14 protein-coding genes and 1 pseudogene are annotated in these 15,658 nt (G+C 50.9%); 7 read left to right on the forward strand and 8 right to left on the reverse strand.

All coding sequences use genetic code 11. From position 1 onward, the window contains the following. Positions 1–29: 29 nt before the first annotated feature. Both GN112_RS09280 and murI read right to left on the reverse strand, forming a co-directional pair. A complete protein-coding gene (locus GN112_RS09280) occupies positions 30–878 on the reverse strand; it encodes a GGDEF domain-containing protein (protein ID WP_155309951.1) in 849 nt (282 codons plus the stop codon). A gap of 66 nt (positions 879–944) precedes the next feature. Next, a complete protein-coding gene (murI, locus tag GN112_RS09285; RefSeq protein WP_155309952.1) occupies positions 945–1,739 on the reverse strand; it encodes a glutamate racemase in 795 nt (264 codons plus the stop codon). A 488-nt stretch (positions 1,740–2,227) separates the two neighbouring features. On the opposite strand from murI, the gene GN112_RS09290 reads away from it, so the two are divergent. Together GN112_RS09290 and GN112_RS09295 are read left to right on the forward strand one after the other, a co-directional pair. Continuing rightward, the gene (locus GN112_RS09290; protein ID WP_155309953.1) at positions 2,228–2,407 is read left to right on the forward strand and encodes a hypothetical protein; all 180 of its coding nucleotides are present in this window, start codon (positions 2,228–2,230) and stop codon (positions 2,405–2,407) included. After that, a complete protein-coding gene (locus GN112_RS09295; protein WP_155309954.1) occupies positions 2,391–2,654 on the forward strand; it encodes a hypothetical protein in 264 nt (87 codons plus the stop codon). Before GN112_RS09290 ends, GN112_RS09295 begins: the two co-directional genes overlap by 17 nt. Positions 2,655–2,711: 57 nt before the next feature. Here the strand turns inward: GN112_RS09295 and GN112_RS09300 are convergent, their stop codons facing one another. Both GN112_RS09300 and GN112_RS09305 read right to left on the reverse strand, forming a co-directional pair. Next, entirely contained in the window at positions 2,712–3,023 is a 312-nt protein-coding gene (locus tag GN112_RS09300) for an IS1/IS1595 family N-terminal zinc-binding domain-containing protein (RefSeq protein ID WP_155309955.1), read from the reverse strand. 127 nt (positions 3,024–3,150) lie between these two features. Continuing rightward, complete coding sequence (locus GN112_RS09305) at positions 3,151–6,153, reverse strand: hypothetical protein (RefSeq protein ID WP_155309956.1); 3,003 nt, start codon at positions 6,151–6,153, stop codon at positions 3,151–3,153. A 200-nt stretch (positions 6,154–6,353) separates the two neighbouring features. Here GN112_RS09305 and GN112_RS09310 point away from each other — a divergent pair, with 200 nt between their 5' ends. After that, positions 6,354–7,244 (forward strand): diacylglycerol/lipid kinase family protein, encoded by an 891-nt coding sequence (locus GN112_RS09310; RefSeq protein ID WP_155309957.1) that lies wholly within the window; start codon positions 6,354–6,356, stop codon positions 7,242–7,244. Between the two features lie 10 nt (positions 7,245–7,254). Here the strand turns inward: GN112_RS09310 and GN112_RS09315 are convergent, their stop codons facing one another. Together GN112_RS09315 and GN112_RS09320 are read right to left on the reverse strand one after the other, a co-directional pair. Next, a complete protein-coding gene (locus GN112_RS09315; protein ID WP_162458857.1) occupies positions 7,255–8,325 on the reverse strand; it encodes an HD-GYP domain-containing protein in 1,071 nt (356 codons plus the stop codon). Between the two features lie 145 nt (positions 8,326–8,470). Next, complete coding sequence (locus GN112_RS09320; protein ID WP_155309959.1) at positions 8,471–9,451, reverse strand: calcium/sodium antiporter; 981 nt, start codon at positions 9,449–9,451, stop codon at positions 8,471–8,473. Between the two features lie 761 nt (positions 9,452–10,212). Here GN112_RS09320 and GN112_RS09325 point away from each other — a divergent pair. From GN112_RS09325 to GN112_RS09340, 4 genes are all read left to right on the forward strand, one after another. Next, positions 10,213–11,145: a PAS domain S-box protein gene (locus GN112_RS09325; protein ID WP_155309960.1), complete on the forward strand. Its 933-nt coding sequence runs from the start codon at positions 10,213–10,215 to the stop codon at positions 11,143–11,145. A gap of 86 nt (positions 11,146–11,231) precedes the next feature. Further along, on the forward strand, positions 11,232–11,696 hold the full coding sequence (locus GN112_RS09330) for a helix-turn-helix transcriptional regulator (protein ID WP_155309961.1): 465 nt from the start codon (positions 11,232–11,234) through the stop codon (positions 11,694–11,696). A 365-nt stretch (positions 11,697–12,061) separates the two neighbouring features. Next, the gene (locus tag GN112_RS09335) at positions 12,062–13,639 is read left to right on the forward strand and encodes a hybrid sensor histidine kinase/response regulator (protein ID WP_155309962.1); all 1,578 of its coding nucleotides are present in this window, start codon (positions 12,062–12,064) and stop codon (positions 13,637–13,639) included. A 168-nt stretch (positions 13,640–13,807) separates the two neighbouring features. Further along, entirely contained in the window at positions 13,808–14,506 is a 699-nt protein-coding gene (locus GN112_RS09340) for a substrate-binding periplasmic protein (RefSeq protein ID WP_162458858.1), read from the forward strand. Positions 14,507–14,703: 197 nt separating this feature from the next. Here the strand turns inward: GN112_RS09340 and GN112_RS34825 are convergent, their stop codons facing one another. Continuing rightward, entirely contained in the window at positions 14,704–15,531 is an 828-nt protein-coding gene (locus GN112_RS34825) for an acetyl-CoA hydrolase/transferase family protein (RefSeq protein WP_331457561.1), read from the reverse strand. Next, positions 15,514–15,657: pseudogene (locus GN112_RS34830) on the reverse strand (4-hydroxybutyrate CoA-transferase); the annotation flags it as partial. The pseudogene GN112_RS34830 and the gene GN112_RS34825, both read right to left, overlap by 18 nt. Position 15,658: the final 1 nt, after the last annotated feature.

Genomic DNA, 15,658 nt, shown 5'->3' on the forward strand with positions numbered 1-15,658 from the left:
ATCCTTAACCCGCGATGCGCTCACAAAAGTTACATCTTCAATACCGCATGCTTGATACCATTCTTACCATTGTGCTTGATCTGGTACATCAACTGATCGGCGGCCCGGACGGTTTCATCCACACTCTCAGGAACGGAATGATAGGTCGCCAGCCCCATGCTAAAGGTCACCGTCCATCCTTTTCCCCGCATATTGTTCAGAAGCTGTGTCTGTAATTTTCGCGCAACCAGGGAAGCGGAACGTTCATCGGTCCTGACCAGAAGGATAACGAATTCATCGCCGCCGAACCGGGCAACAATATCGATGGCGCGGACATGGTTCTTGATGGTTTCGACCACCGTCGACAGCAGCCGGTCGCCAACGTGATGGCCAAAAGTATCGTTGACCTGCTTGAAATCGTCAATGTCAATGACCATCACCGAAAACGGATGGCCGTAACGGCGTGAGCGATCGATTTCCGTCCGCGCCAGGTTGAAAAACGCCCGACGGTTGGCCGCTCCGGTCAACGGATCAAGGGTGGCCAGTTCCTGCTGGTTCTCCAGGATCTGCTTGTTTCTGGCGATGATAAAAACGATAAACAGGAACACGGTCAGACGAAAGGTCTCATTGACGATGGGAATATAAGACTGTGAAAACTGATCGGACATGCAAATATCGGCCAGCAACCAGGAAAATGCACTCACCGCAGAGATCAGTACGCCCCATTGCCGGCCTGCCATCCAGCTGGTGATAACGATCGGGACCAGATAAAGAAACGAAAAGGCAAACTCAGGACCCGTCAGAAAACGCAGCCAACCGATCAGCAGCACCAACGCAAATGACAGAATCAACAGCAAGGGTTTTTTATAGCGCTTGAGCCGATCAAATTGCTCTTGCATCGACACTCCTAAAAGGCTGTTTGAAACGTTCCGCCTAAGCCCCCGCTACCGGTGTTGAATAGTGTCTCAAAGGGAGATGGGCAGCACCTCACAATCGGCCGCTTCGATTGATAATAGCATATGTTTCATTTTTTCGGTATCACCGGTCGTGTAGAAAATGGATCGTCCGGCGGGTTCACCGGTGGCATGCCTGAGCTTCCGCTCCCCCAAAACAACAGATGTCCGCTGAGCAACGGCTGGCGCAGGGTTGACGACAGTAACCCCATCACCGACGATCTTCCGGATCGATGCCTGCAGAAATGGATAATGGGTACATCCCAGAACGAGATGGTCGATGTTCTCAGCAAGCATGGGCTGGATATACCGGTTGAGCAGCTGCATGGTCGAATCACTATCGAAATCCAGTGATTCGACCTTTTCGACCAAGCCGTTGGCGGCTTTTTCAATCACCTGGACGTTTGCCGCATATTTCGATCGGGTATCGGAAAAGGGTTTGCCTTTCAACGTCCGTTCGGTTGCCAGGACACCGACCACCCCGGTTCGTGTATGGATGGATGCGGGTTTGATGGCCGGTTCCATGCCGACGAACGGAACCGGATAATTTTTTCTCAGAACGTCAATGGAGGCCGCGGTGATGGCATTGCAGGCCACAACGACGATTTTGCATTCCTTTTCAACCAAAAAATCGACGATGCGGGTGACGCGACGCAATATATCGTCGACCGTCCTGGAGCCGTAAGGACAGTATCCGCTATCGCCAAAGTAAAGATAGCTTTCCTCCGGCAGGTGCCGAACCAACGTCTGCCAGACCGAAAGCCCTCCCAAACCCGAATCGACCACGCCAATCGGTCGCACAATCATTTTGCCCAATTTCTTTCTTTTAAGAAGCCGCCTCCGGCCGGCAGGCAGGCATCGCCGCCAGGCCGGGGGTATCGCCACGCCTCACCACACCAACACCAATCTCCTTACGAAAGCAAGCGGATTTTTCAATCTTCAGACGGTGGCGTCATCTCCCGGCGGCAGGTTCCGGACTTCATCAACAAGGGGGTGGATTATTGCACAAATGTATGATAGGGTTATTTTGCTGTAATCGGAATAATCCATTCGGTGGCTCCCTTCAGGGTCGTTTTTTTCTAAGTCCGGGAAGCAATTTTCTATTCTCCCATTGCCGAATGCCCTCAAGCTGGATCAGCTTGGCACATCCTGGTAAGCAGGACTGTTTGTGGTGGCGTGTGCGGACCACCGGAACATGATCCTGTACGGCACAACCGAATATAACGAATCTCCCTCTCCGGCGAGGTCCTGTTTTAGCCGGCAGGAATCGCCGGGCAACAGAAAGGGGAATTGTCATGAGTATCGAATTTGTAAAAGACCACCGCATCAATGGTCGTTATATCAGCCAGTACCATAACGACAAAACCAGCCGTAAAATGGTGTTTATCGACGGAGTCGAGGTTGAAAAATCATTCGTGCAGGCGTGCTCGGATTGCAAACAGAAAGATGGGAAAACGCATGAAAAAAACATCTGAAACAGAGGCATCAAAAAAAGCGGAATTAATACGAGCCAAAGTCGCCCGTTTTGATAAGGGCTTCAGACGGCAATATCCGCTGCTGGTCGATTATATCGACGGGCACAAACCGGTTGAAGCGTGTGCGGCGAACTACTATCGGGAAAAAATCCGCTCGCACCTTCAACTGATCGAACAGTTGAACGGTGAGGTGGCAAAGCTGGAATCCTGTACACCGGGCCCCGAAAAATTCCCCTCCGCCATGTGACGGCGGCATAATCCGTCACATCCGCCACTCCCTGTCGGCGGATACCGCAACGGGGGATCAGCCCCCCTTTTCATCCGCCACCTTCACATAACTCCTGCACGCCGGATAATTCCGGCAGCGGTAGCGGGTAAACCCCGCCTGGCGCCGATACACATGCATGGGTTCGCCGCAGAGCGGGCATACCGGCCGGTCCGGCCGCTCGCGGCGGGCGCCGTCGATCGTATATTGCCGCTGGCACAACAGGCATATCCGACGCGCCTTGCCGTTTGCGGTTTTTCCGTAGCGGTAGTAGGCATCGGCCCCGCAAGCCGGGCATCGGCTGGGTTGATCCGCGTCTCCGGCATCATCGATGGATCTGGAAACAGCCATTCTCCCCCCCCCTCTTTTCAGATGGTCTGAAAAATTCCGGTTTTTGGATGGCTTTGTTTCCTACCTGTCGACTATTAGGGGTTTGTTTGGAGGAGTGTTTTCGTTGGGAACGGGGAATCGATTCGGTTTACCGGATCCACGCCGTCATATTCGCCCAGAGCACCTTGGCCATGAAATCCTTGGGGATCTCCAGGGTGGAATCGGCCGGTGGCGCCATGCGGAAACGGATTTCCCGTGAGGGAGGGGATCTGAGCCCGTCGGGATACTCCGCCTGGATGGTGGCCACATAAGCGGTTTCGGGGGTGGGAAAATCGCCGGCAGCCACAAGGAGGGGATGGGCCGCTGTACAAACGGTCTTAATTTCCGCAGAATCGGCGGCATGGTAGCGAATCCGATATTGCGTACCGGGCACACCCGCGGATTCCCAATGGAAAACCACGCCGTTTCCGGAAGGCATGGCCAGAAAACCGGCCGGTGGCAGCAGCGTGTCGTCACGGGGCGACAGATGGGCCGGGGCAAGCTTTCCGATGATGACCGGCCGGCGCGCAAAGGCGATCAAATCCCGCTTCAACGGATCGGGCAGACTGTCCCCGTTAAAAAAAGCGACCATCAGGTCGAAACGGTCGCGGTACCCGTTGTAGGTGGGACCGGAACTGTGCAACTGGGGAGCCGAGAGCCGCACCGCTTCGTAGCCCAGGCGGTTTCCACGGGTTGGCGGCAAAATCTGGCGGCCATAATAAGTACCGAAGGGATTGGCCCGGATACGGAATTCATCGGTTTCGGGCAGATACGCCATGGTAAACGGACAGAAGGCGAAGTTGGCATTCACCGCGGTGTTCATGGCCACGGCCATTCCGCGGCCACCGGTCGTTACCCCGGCATATTCCGCGGTGATGTGGTTGTTGATGTCGGCCACGTTCCGGTTTTCAGGGGCGTGGCGGTAATAATCCACGGCATAGGCGTCCTCCTGGCCCAGGAAGTTGCGCTTGTGGATGAAAAAGGGGTGGGCGTTGCTGGCCCGTGCCGAAAATCGCAGTTCCACCGGTGCCACCGCCTCCCAGCCGGCGTCGATTTTTCGGGCCATTATCGGCCGGTCCGCCTGGGTCAGCGTATCCCGAAACGTATCTGGATAACGCACCGTTCCCTCGATGAACAGATACGGCACTCCCGCCATAAGCCGCAACCGGTAGTCAACCCACCCCGGCGCCCGGGTTCTCCCGTCGGGCCCGTCCCAGCCGCCATGGATACGCAGGCTGGCCACACCGGAAGCACCGCTCTTCTCGACCTCGACCGACAGTTTTGCAGGACTCAGCCGCCGGCCCTGGTAGACGACGACCGGAACCAGGCTGCCGGCATCCAGTTGTACCCTGCCGTTGTGGGTCACCCGGGTGACATGACCGGTTTTATCCAGTTCCACGCGGATGAATTCGTTTTCGAGTCTGCGCGGCGTGGCCGACACCGTCCGCGCAGTCCCGGCAGGCAACGGAGCATCATCGCGAAACAGAAAGTAGACCCCATCGGGCATGGTCTCTTCTCCGGCCACCCGTACGGTAAGGGTGGCCGTCCGTCCGTCTGCGGATGGGTCGCTTTTCTCAAGGGTGGCGGCAATGAGGCTTCCATGGGTGTCGGCAATGCTGTAGTGCCTGCCGCCCGAATCCGCCGCCGGCAGGCGGAAGGTGAGATGGCGGTCGCCGCCGTCAGCCGGTTCAATGGCAACGAAGGTATCCACCAGACGTCCACCGCTTGCCGGCAGGACCGTCGGCACAACGCCATCGGTCAGTTCACGGACACGATCGGTGACACGGCGGTCGATCTGGTCACTGTACCAGTCCAGGCGGTCGAGCAAGGCGGCCATGGCCGTTTCCCGTTGCCGGCTGAGAAAGGGGCTGGCCAGCCCGAAATTGGTCGTCGAGAGCGCCCGCAGGCGGGTTTCGAAGGACCCGCGCAGCAAGTCGTTGAGGCTGGCGGTGACAGGCTTGGCATCGCCAATGGCAAACACCCTGCGGGCGGTCCGGTGGGACCGGCGGTTGCGCACAATGCGGGTCCAGTAATCCGATGCATAGGCTTTCTCGGCCCAGGAGTGGTAACCGTTGAAACTGCCGTCGGCCGTGTCCTGGCTGAACCGCACGGTACCGGCCGGGGGATGGGTGGCCAGGTAATCGGTAACGTTGCTGAAGGTGACAAAATCGAGATCAGCCACCGAATCGATCAGCTGTGCCAGTCCACCGGTATTGGGCAGCCATTTCAGGTACCAGGGCAGGTCCGTGCCCGACCAGAATTCGGCGTCGGCATCGAAATTGATGAAGATCAGCACATCCCGGTCGATCTTGCCGTCGTCCTGCAGACGGTGCAGCCGCTCCGCCCATTCCCTGAGGCTGACATTCTCCACCAGGTCACCGGCGTGATAGGTGGGCAGGACATCGATCGCTTCGCCGCTGCGCGGGTTACGGTAAGTGACCGGGTTATGGGCCTCCGTCGGGGAGAGCTCCCGGGAAAAGGCTCTAAAGGCATCAAATGGCGTGGCACTGTAGTAAAGGGAGACGCAATCGATACCCAGCGCCTTGTAGCGCGAAAAATTGCCCGGCGTGGTCATCATCTCCTGGGGACGCACCACCGGCGCCACCCGGCCGAAAAGATCACGCACCCCGCTGCCCTTGTCGTTGCTGATGGCCCGCGCCATGGAGGTCATGAACTCGACGTCGGTCATGGCCGACATGAGGCCGTTGTTGTAGGACATCAGCATCACATCGTCGTTGTTTTGTGCCACCCGGCGCTGCACATCGCGAATAATGTCCGGGGCGTGGGCCGGCAGGATTTCCTCCAGGGAAAAAAGGCTGTCAAAATCCCAGACCGCCCGCACCGGGACACCATCGCGGTTGAAGCGGTCCAGCGTGCCCAAAATGTGCCGGATCACACGGATATCCTGTCCGAATCCGTTTTCATCGTTGGTATCGCCCCTAAAAGAGTGGTACAGGTTGGCGTGGAAACCGAAGGCGATGTGAACCTGGTGGGGCGTTTTGGCCGCCGGTGATGAGGCATCAAAGGCCTGGGGCAGCCAGAACCCTCCGATCCCGATGATCACGAGAAAAAGAAAAATCGGCTTTTTTAGGGAATGTCGCAATGTGGCCATGGTATCGGTTCACCGTCTTCATATCGTTGGCGTTTTACCGGGTGCCCGTCAAAACATGGGCAAACCGGTTTGTCTCCAAAGGCAACGATCTAACGATTTTCTAATCGTTCGCTAACGCCAAGCTAACAATTTCTCCTTTACCGATCAACGTGAAAGCGGCTGTTTTGTAGGGAAGTAATGAAAGTCATCGGAGAAGCAAGATGAGCCCGCCCCCGCACTATTGTATGATTGCCAATCCCGCGTCCGGCAAGCTTTCCGCAAACCGGCGCTACGCGCGGCTGCAACAGGTGTCCCGGATGATGAAGGCAACGGTTCGGGGACTGGATACGGGCAGTGCCCGGGAACTGGCCCAATGCGCCCGGGAAGCCGCACAGAAATGCGATGTGCTGGTGGTGGCCGGCGGAGACGGTACATTTTCCCTGATGCTCAACGCCGTCGACCTGGCCACCACGACGCTGGCCTTTCTGCCGTTTGGCACCGGCAACGCCCTGACCCACGCCCTGGGGTATGGGAAAAACCTTCTGCAGATCGCGGCCGGCATCATAGGCGGACGGGATCACCGCCTGGACCTGATCGACTGCGGCACCGGGTGTGATGTCCGCCAAAAGGCGTTCATGACATCCCTGGGTATCGACGGTGCGGCCATCCGGCGCTACGAGCAGTTCCGTGCTCGGGGATATCGGGGGTTGAAGGCGCACATGGCAGCCGGTGTGACGGCATATTTCAGGGATTATCGCCCCACCGGCGGGCAGCTGACCATCGACGGACGGCATAAGCGTATCGACCACCTGCTCAGCCTGATGGTGGTCAAACAGCCCTATTTCGGCATGGGGCTCAAGGCGGTACCCCGGGCACGCTGGGATGATGGCCGCCTGCACATCCAGGCCATCGACTCGGGCCTGGCCGGGGCGTTGGCGGGACTGATCACCGGATTCAGCATCGGCAACCGGGTAGGCCGATATCGCTGCGGGCACTCATTTTATCTGAGACTGGACACCCCCTTGACCCTGCAGGTCGACGGGGAGGTCGGCTGGACCAGCGACCGGTTCGATTTCAGAGTCCTGCCAGGGGTGCTTAAATTACGATATTGATCGCTTTACTTTACAACGACTGCATCTGCGTATTGACCACGGCAGGCTCACCGGACGCATCCTTGAACGCAAAGCCGGTCTCCGCCACCAGCCACAGGCAGGCCTCGACCACATCGGGGTCATAAAGGCGGCCACTGTTTTCGGTCAACTCGCTCATGGCTTTTTTAATGCCCAGGGATGGACGATAGGGGCGGTGGGAGCCGATGGTCTCGAACACATCGGCCACAGCCAGGATCCTGGCCTCCAAAAGAATCTGTTCGCCCGACAAACCGTTGGGATAGCCGGAACCATCGATCCGTTCATGGTGCTGCAGAACGATTTCCGCCAATGTCCAGGGGAAATCAATTTTACTGAGGATCTCGTAACCGGATTGCACATGGGTTTTAATCATGGCGTACTCGGGCTCGCTGAGCCGGCCCGGCTTGCAAAGAATCTCACCGGGAATGGTAATTTTCCCCAAGTCGTGAATCACTGAGGCCATCTTCAAGCCATAGATGCGATCCTCGGAGAGCCCCATTTTGCGGCCCATGGCGCTGGCCAAATCGGCCACCCGGTTCTGATGTCCGGCCGTATAGGGATCGCGCATCTCCACGGTCAGCGAAATGGCTTGCACAAAGCCTTCCATGGCGTTGCGGAAACGGACGACATTGTTCCTGAGTTCTTTGGCAGTGGCCTTGAGTTGGCCGCGGACCTTGCGTTCATTGAGCACCCGCTTGAGCCGGGCCACGATCTCCGCCAATCGGATGGGCTTCTCGATGAAATCGCTGGCCCCGTCGGCGATGATCTCCTCATAGGCAAAGTTGTTAACCAGACCGGTAATGATGATCACATCGGCCTCATAATGTTCCTTGATCTGGCGGCACAGTTCCAGGCCGGTCATGCCCACCATCTGGATATCGGAAATAACCACCTCGACAGGTTCGGCCTCAAGCAGTTTCAGGGCGGATTCGCCACTGTCTGCGGTGAGACACGCGCACCCGGCATGGGTGATGCCGTAGTAAAGGATATCCCGGATATCGTCATCGTCATCCACCACCATGACCAGGGGAACGACGGATTCAGCATCTGTTGCAGGTCCCATAAGTGACCTCCTGAGAATCTGATTCGGATAATTTTTTAAGCCCCGCAGTGGCATCCACAGGAAAGCACCGGCACACTTACAAATGCCATGGCCGCTTGAAATGAAACGCTTTGAAAATGTGAGGCGGCATATAAAACCGTCAGATTCAGGATTTTAAGATAAGGAACATCACATAGATCGCATAACATCCAAACAGGATCAGACCTTTTCTGCGGGTAATTGTCAAGTCCCGTCTCATCAGTATCCAGGGCAGCGCGCTGATAGCCATCATCACCAGGTAATCGATCACCAGGCCGCTGTGAACAAACCCGCCGGGAATCGAAATCGGTCGGATCATGGCCGAGGCGCCGACGACGCTGAGCAGGTTGAAGACATTGCTGCCCACCAGATTGCCCAGGGAGATGTCCATCTCCTTTTTCATGGCCGCCACCACCGATGTGGCCAGCTCCGGAACCGAGGTCCCGAAAGCCACCACGGTCAGACCAACAAATTTCTCATTAACACCCAGGGCGGTCATCATGCCCACCGCCGCATCCACCAAAAGATCCGCCCCCACAACGACGGCAGCGATGCCACCGGCCGCCATCAGGTACTGGACCCACCGCTTCCGCACCTGGCCATGGGCCACAAGGTCCGGGGCAGCCGGATCGGTCACGCCGGCACCGGTTCGATCAATTCGTAAGCCCACTTTGTAGTTGAACACGGTGTAGGCAATGATCCCACCCAAAAGAAGCATTCCTTCAAACCGACCGATCATCGAATTCAACGAAAGCAGCATCAGAAAAGCGGAAACGCCCAGCATCAGCGGGATATCCCGGGTGATTACAATACGGCTGGTGGTGACGGGTTGAAATACCGCTGTCAGCCCCAATACCAGGGCAATGTTACAGATGTTGCTGCCCACCACATTGCCCAGGGCGATCATGCTCTTGCCCTTGAAGGCGGAAACCATGCTGACCACCAGTTCGGGGGCCGAAGTACCGAAAGCCACCACGGTAAGTCCGATCACCATGGGGGCCAGCCCCAGGCTGCGGGCCAGCAAGGAAGCCCCCTGGACCAGCCAACCGGCACCATAGTAAAGCAGCAACAAGCCGGCCAGGAACGGAATCAAATGGGTAAACGTCAAGAAACGGCCTTTCTGGGGTTATCTGTCTTTCTCACCCCTTGATTGGCGCAGGTTTGCGCCTGCGTTTGGATGATAATACTTTGAATTACCAGAATTATCAACTGGACTGTCGATGGTGGGCACTTTGGCAATCGTTGCATGCATCATATTCATGTTTGCATAATGGCAAATCCGGATGGTTGTGACGGTGTTTGTGTGGCCGACGATCGAGGAAACTGCTTTCAGATTGTCCAAATACCGGGTCAAACCGGAATACGAACTCGTTGAAATTATCGTAGCCAGTCCACGCGTCGGTTTGTACTTCCGCGCCCATTTGTACTATAAGATTCCAGGTCAGGTCCGAGAGCTTTATTACGCGGAAGTACTTCTACAATTTCGATAACGAGTGTCTTGTAAATATTAGGATAACACCTCTCATTTTGCTCGCAATATTTTAATATATAAACCGTTTGAAAAGACTTTCAGTGACAAACAAAATGAGATATAACCAATTTAAACTCATTCAAAAATGAGATATTGGGGTGCGCATCAGCCAGAGTTTGGCTGTCATTGATCAGCAGGTGTCAAGTTATTTTACAAGTTGTAAAACAAAACCTTGCCACTCTCTTTTTAGCAAGCCCACTGAATTTCTTGAGGTATTTTGTACCTCGCATGTTTAATAAATGATAACTCATAGTTATTGGTAGTTGCCATTAATGGCATGAATGGTGCTTTATAAGGTAGGGCGATAAAAACTGGATTTCTACAAAAGGGATGAGCTCTTGCTGGACGGATCAAGATCACGGTTTTCACTCATGCTGGGATTGCTTTTCACCGCCTGCATTCTCACCTACGTCTTCAAGAATTTTCTTGAAACTGGAGTTCTTTATACGCACTTTTTCTATGTTCCCATCATTATGGCGTGCATTTGGTGGAAAAAGCGGGGCTTGATCGTCACCGTAATTTTAGGTCTGCTCCTGATGCTCAGCCAGCATCTGTTTGGGAAGTACTCCTTGACGATAAACGACAGCCTCAGAACGATAATGTTTTTTGTCATTTCCATTATCACCGTTGCGCTGAGTGAACAGCTGACTTCTGTCAAAGGTGCCCTTTCAGCATCGGAAAAAATATACCAAACGATCTTTGAAACAACCGGAACGGCAATGATAATAATTGATGATAACAAAAAAATAATGTTGCTGAACCGAAACTTCGAAAGACTTACCGGGTTTGAAAGAGCAAATATCGAAGACCGCATGTCCATCATAGATTTCGTGGATCCTTCCGATTGGGCAAAGGTTGAGAATTACCAATCGCAACGCCGGAAACTAAAAAAAAAACCTAAAAGCTATGAGTTCAAACTCCTCACCCGCAAAAAAACGATCCGGGATGTTTATGTGACCGTTGATCTCATTCCCGGAACAAATCAGAGTGTGGCGTCACTGCTGGATGTCACTCAATTCAAACAGATCTTGGAATCACAACGGGATCTCCAGAGTCAACTCGCCGAGGCCCTTGAAAAAGCATTGAGCGGATTTATTCCCATCTGTGCAAATTGTAAAAAAATCAGAGAGAAAAATGGAAATTGGGTACAGATTGAATCTTTTCTGCACGACCGAACCAAAGCCGACTTCTCACATGGAATCTGCCCAGATTGTGTAAGAAAGCTGTATCCGACATTCCAGGGTACAGACGCAATACATCATGGCCCCTAAATCAACCAACGATAGCGTATCTGTAATGGAATCCTAAAAAAAATCTTGAGATATATATTGTTGTTATCGAGATAAAGATCCAAAAAATGACCAGCAACGCCTTGGAAAACAGAGATGCAATGGAAATCAGGTTAAAAAATATAAGTGACGCTCTTGATGCCCTGATCGAGCAGAATAATAAGGAAAAAATAGATATTTGTGAAAAAATTCTATCTGATTTTAAAAAGAGTATTTTCCCATTCGTGGATAAAATGAAAACCGAGCAAATGAGTTCAGCCGCCCGGACTTATTTGGCAATCATCGAAAGCAAACTTGAAGAGATCTCCTATTCAAATCCATATCATATGCTGGGGCTGGAACAAAATTTTACAACCACGGAAATTCACATCATCGAATTGATTAAGCAGGGCAAAAGAAGCAAGGAAATTGCCGGGCTGTTGAATGTGTCCATCGCAACGATTTCATTTCATAGAAACAATATCCGTAAAAAACTTGGCATAAAAAATAAAAAACAAAATTTGTTTTCCTTTCTAAACTCCCTGGTGATCTAATTTTTAACCGCACATTTTAAAAATGACAGGTAAAACCCAATAATCTTCTGATATTTAATTCGTATTGACTATTGTTTGGTTTCGCCGATTAATATTTTATATATTAATTGAACAAAATTTATAAATTATATTTAATAGAAAAATATAATTTTTTGCATAGATAATGAATTTTAAGCGACCACAAATACGAAGCCTGCCAAACACACTTGAAGGATTCCATTCAAGCTTTGATTCGAATGGACAAAATACAAAACACCGATGGCTCTGTAATCTTCATCAAATGCTTTCGACAGGAAAAATCAAAAAGGGATTTTTTGGATTGTTTTTTATGAAACCTCATACCCAATAGAAATGCGGTGACATAAATGGACAGATCTAAGGCGCTGAACCTTTCCGAAGAAAAATACCGCTACCTGGTACAAAACAGTGACGAGATGATTTACACATTGGACGTAGACGGAAATTTCACTTTCCTGAGCGATGCTGTGGAACATCTGCTGGGCTTCAAGCCTGAGGATTTGATCGGCAAACACTATTCGACGATCGTTTGCAAAGCGGATCTTAAAAAGGCTACCTGGCACTTCAACGAAAGGCGTCGGGGGAATCGGGCAACTTCCGGTATAGAACTGCGCCTGATGGTTAACGGAAACGGTTTGCCGGAATCAAGAAGAGCCGAGTTGGTACCGGTAGAGCTAAAGTCCATGGGATTGTACCAGGAAGCCAAGTGCAATGGTAGGAAGCAGTATCTCGGTACCCATGGCGTGATTCGAGACATCAGTGCAAGAAAACAACTCCAGGCCCAGCTGCAGAGTGCAGAACGGATGAGTTCAATCGGCACGCTTGCCGGAGGCGTTGCCCACGATTTTAACAATCTCTTGATGGGCATTCAGGGGCGATCGTCATTGATTGCCATGGACTTAGATCCATCCAATCCCCACCATGAGCACCTGCAGGCCATTGATGACTACATCCGCAGCGCGCGCGAATTGACTAAACAGTTGTTGGTATTTGCCCGAGACGGAAAGTGTGAGGTCAAACCGACCGACCTCAATGCATTGGTGGTTAAAACCGCCAAAATGTTTGGCCGTACCAAAAAAGAGATCCGTATCCACACCACCATTGATGAAAAAGATATCACCGTGGAATCGGATCAAAGACAGATCGAACAGGTTCTTCTCAACCTATTTGTGAATGCCTGGCATGCCATGCCCAATGGCGGAGAGCTTTATCTAAAAACGACCATCTCAGTTTTGGATAACGAATTCTGCGCGCCGCATCAACTGGAACCGGGAGACTATGCTCAAGTGTCAGTCACGGATACCGGCATGGGCATGGATAGAAAAACCCTGAGCCGAATCTTCGAACCGTTTTTTACCACCAAGCAAAAAAACCAGGGGACGGGCTTGGGCCTGGCTTCAGCCTATAGAACCATCAAGAATCACAGCGGAATAATTACCGCATACAGTGAACCCGGACATGGGGCAACCTTCAATCTCTACCTGCCACTATCCAATAAGGCAGTTGTCCAGAAAACCACTCTATACGGAGAAACCCTCAAAGGGTCTGAAACGGTTCTTTTAGTCGATGATGAAAAACCGATTCTGAAAATTTGCCAGGAATTACTGGAAAAATTGGGATATCGTGCTATTACGGCAGGAAATGGTCAGGAAGCTGTTGAAATCATCAGCAGGATAGGCCCGACCATTAATCTGGTGATCCTTGACATGATCATGCCAGACATCAGCGGGATGGATCTATTCAAGCAAATCCGCGAAATCCGACCAGGGACGCGGGTGATTCTTTCCAGCGGATACCCCCTTGGTGGTCAGGAACAAGAAATCATTCAACGGGGGTGCAATGGATTTATCCAAAAACCATTCAATTTATCGGAACTTTCCCAAAAAATCCGCCACGTGTTGGACGAAAATAATAATCCCAAATAGGCCCAATCAGATGGAGCTGAATACGAAACTCTTAAAACCGCAATTGATACACATTGAAAACAATGGAAAAGTACCGCATACAAACAAATCAACTTGGGTGATGCTATGAGGTATTATAAATATTCTTTATTTATATTTCTTTTTGCAGTGTCGCTGGGAACCAGCGGAATGGCTGACGAAAAGCCGCTTATCCTTGTAGCTCAGAAATACGCATCTGAATCAGAAGATCGGCTGCTATTCCAAGAAGAAATCATAACAGCAGCATTTGATCACGCCGGCTATAAAATTCAATATAAATACAGACCTTGGAAAAGGTGTTTGATTGAAGTCCGGGAAGGAAGGCATGATGCAGCGTATACTGCCTGGCATACGAAAGAACGGTCTGAAATATATGGATTTTCAGATACTTATCTTTATGTGGACACAATGCTTTTTAAAAAGAAAGGCAAAGCGGTTTATTATAATGGCGACCTGCAGACTTTGCAGCCTTATCTGATCGGTGTATCTATGGGATGGACCATAAGCCCTGAATTTGATTCGGCAGATTATCTACAAAAAACTTTTGTCAGCGAACCCATACAGCTTATAAAAATGCTGTATTCGGAGCGTATTGACATAATGGCTCTGTCTGTGGCTTTGAATCAGGCTCTAATTAAAAATTATTATCCGGAATATAAAGGGGACATTGTACCTTTGCCTCCTCCCTTAAAGAGGAACACAACCCATGTTATATTTTCGAAGAAGATTTCAGGGTATGAAAGCAGAATTGAAGCATTTAATGAAGGGCTCAAAAAAATCATTGCAAACGGAACGCTTCGAAAAATTGAGGAGAAGTACCAATATACAAGTGGCTTGCTACAAAAATAAACGGCCAGTTGATTGGTTTTGTGCTGCTGTATCAAAATGACCATGGGCAGCCAGCGGGGATCGGCGCGGAAGGTTTGAAATTCAAACTGGGTGGGGTCAACACGATACCGGTTGGTGGTGACGGGTTGAAATACCGCTGTCTGCCCAAGTACCAGGCCCTTTTGGGATGGATTGATCGTATCAAAGGTAATGGAAAATCAATAGTTGTCCTTCTTATTTGATTTTACCCAAATATTCATTTTTTCCGCTTCCTTTATCAATTCCTCCCTAAAATTGGGATGTGAAATGTTAATCAGTTCCTCTGCTCTTTCCCACGTTGACTTTCCTTTTAGCTGTACAATACCATATTCCGTGACAACATATTGAACGATACTTCTAGGAACCGTAACAATTGCGCCCGGCTTGAGGGTGGGCACAATCCTTGAGCATATATTCCCATCTTTATCCGTATAGGTCGAACTTAGCGAAATAATCCCCTTACCCCCTGTGGATTTAAAAGCACCTAAAATAAAATCGAGCTGTCCGCCGGTTCCAGAAATATGTCGGTAGCCGACTGACTCGGAACAGACTTGAGAAAAAAGGTCAATTTCAATGGCATTATTTATTGCTACGACTTTTGGATTCTTGCAGATTCTATCTGGATCATTAATATAATGAACTGGAAATGAAGCACAAGTTGGGTTCATATGCAAAAAATCATATAGTTTTATAGTACCAAGAGCAAAAGTATAGCTCATTTTTAAACGATCAACCTTTTTATGTATACCTGTAACTTTACCTGATTCATACATGTCAACACATGCATCGACCAACATCTCGGTGTGTATGGAGAGATCCTTTAAATCACTTTTCGATATCATTTCACCAATCAGATTTGGCAAAGTGCCAATTCCTAACTGTAAACAAGAACCGTCCTCTATAGTGGTCAATATTTGTTTAGCTATTTTAATATCAACAGGTGATGCTTTCGCTTTGGGAATCTCAATGAGGGGATTATTTTTACCTTCAACAATCTTATCAACCATTGAGATATGAATTGTTTCATAATAGCCGCCAAAGCAATAAGGAACGTTTTCGTTTACCTCCACAACAATCTTTTTTGATTTGCTAATGTTTGCACCGGTAATTGAGTTTGCAAGACCGAAATTGAAA

The organism is Desulfosarcina ovata subsp. ovata (genome assembly GCF_009689005.1).
GTDB lineage: Bacteria > Desulfobacterota > Desulfobacteria > Desulfobacterales > Desulfosarcinaceae > Desulfosarcina > Desulfosarcina ovata.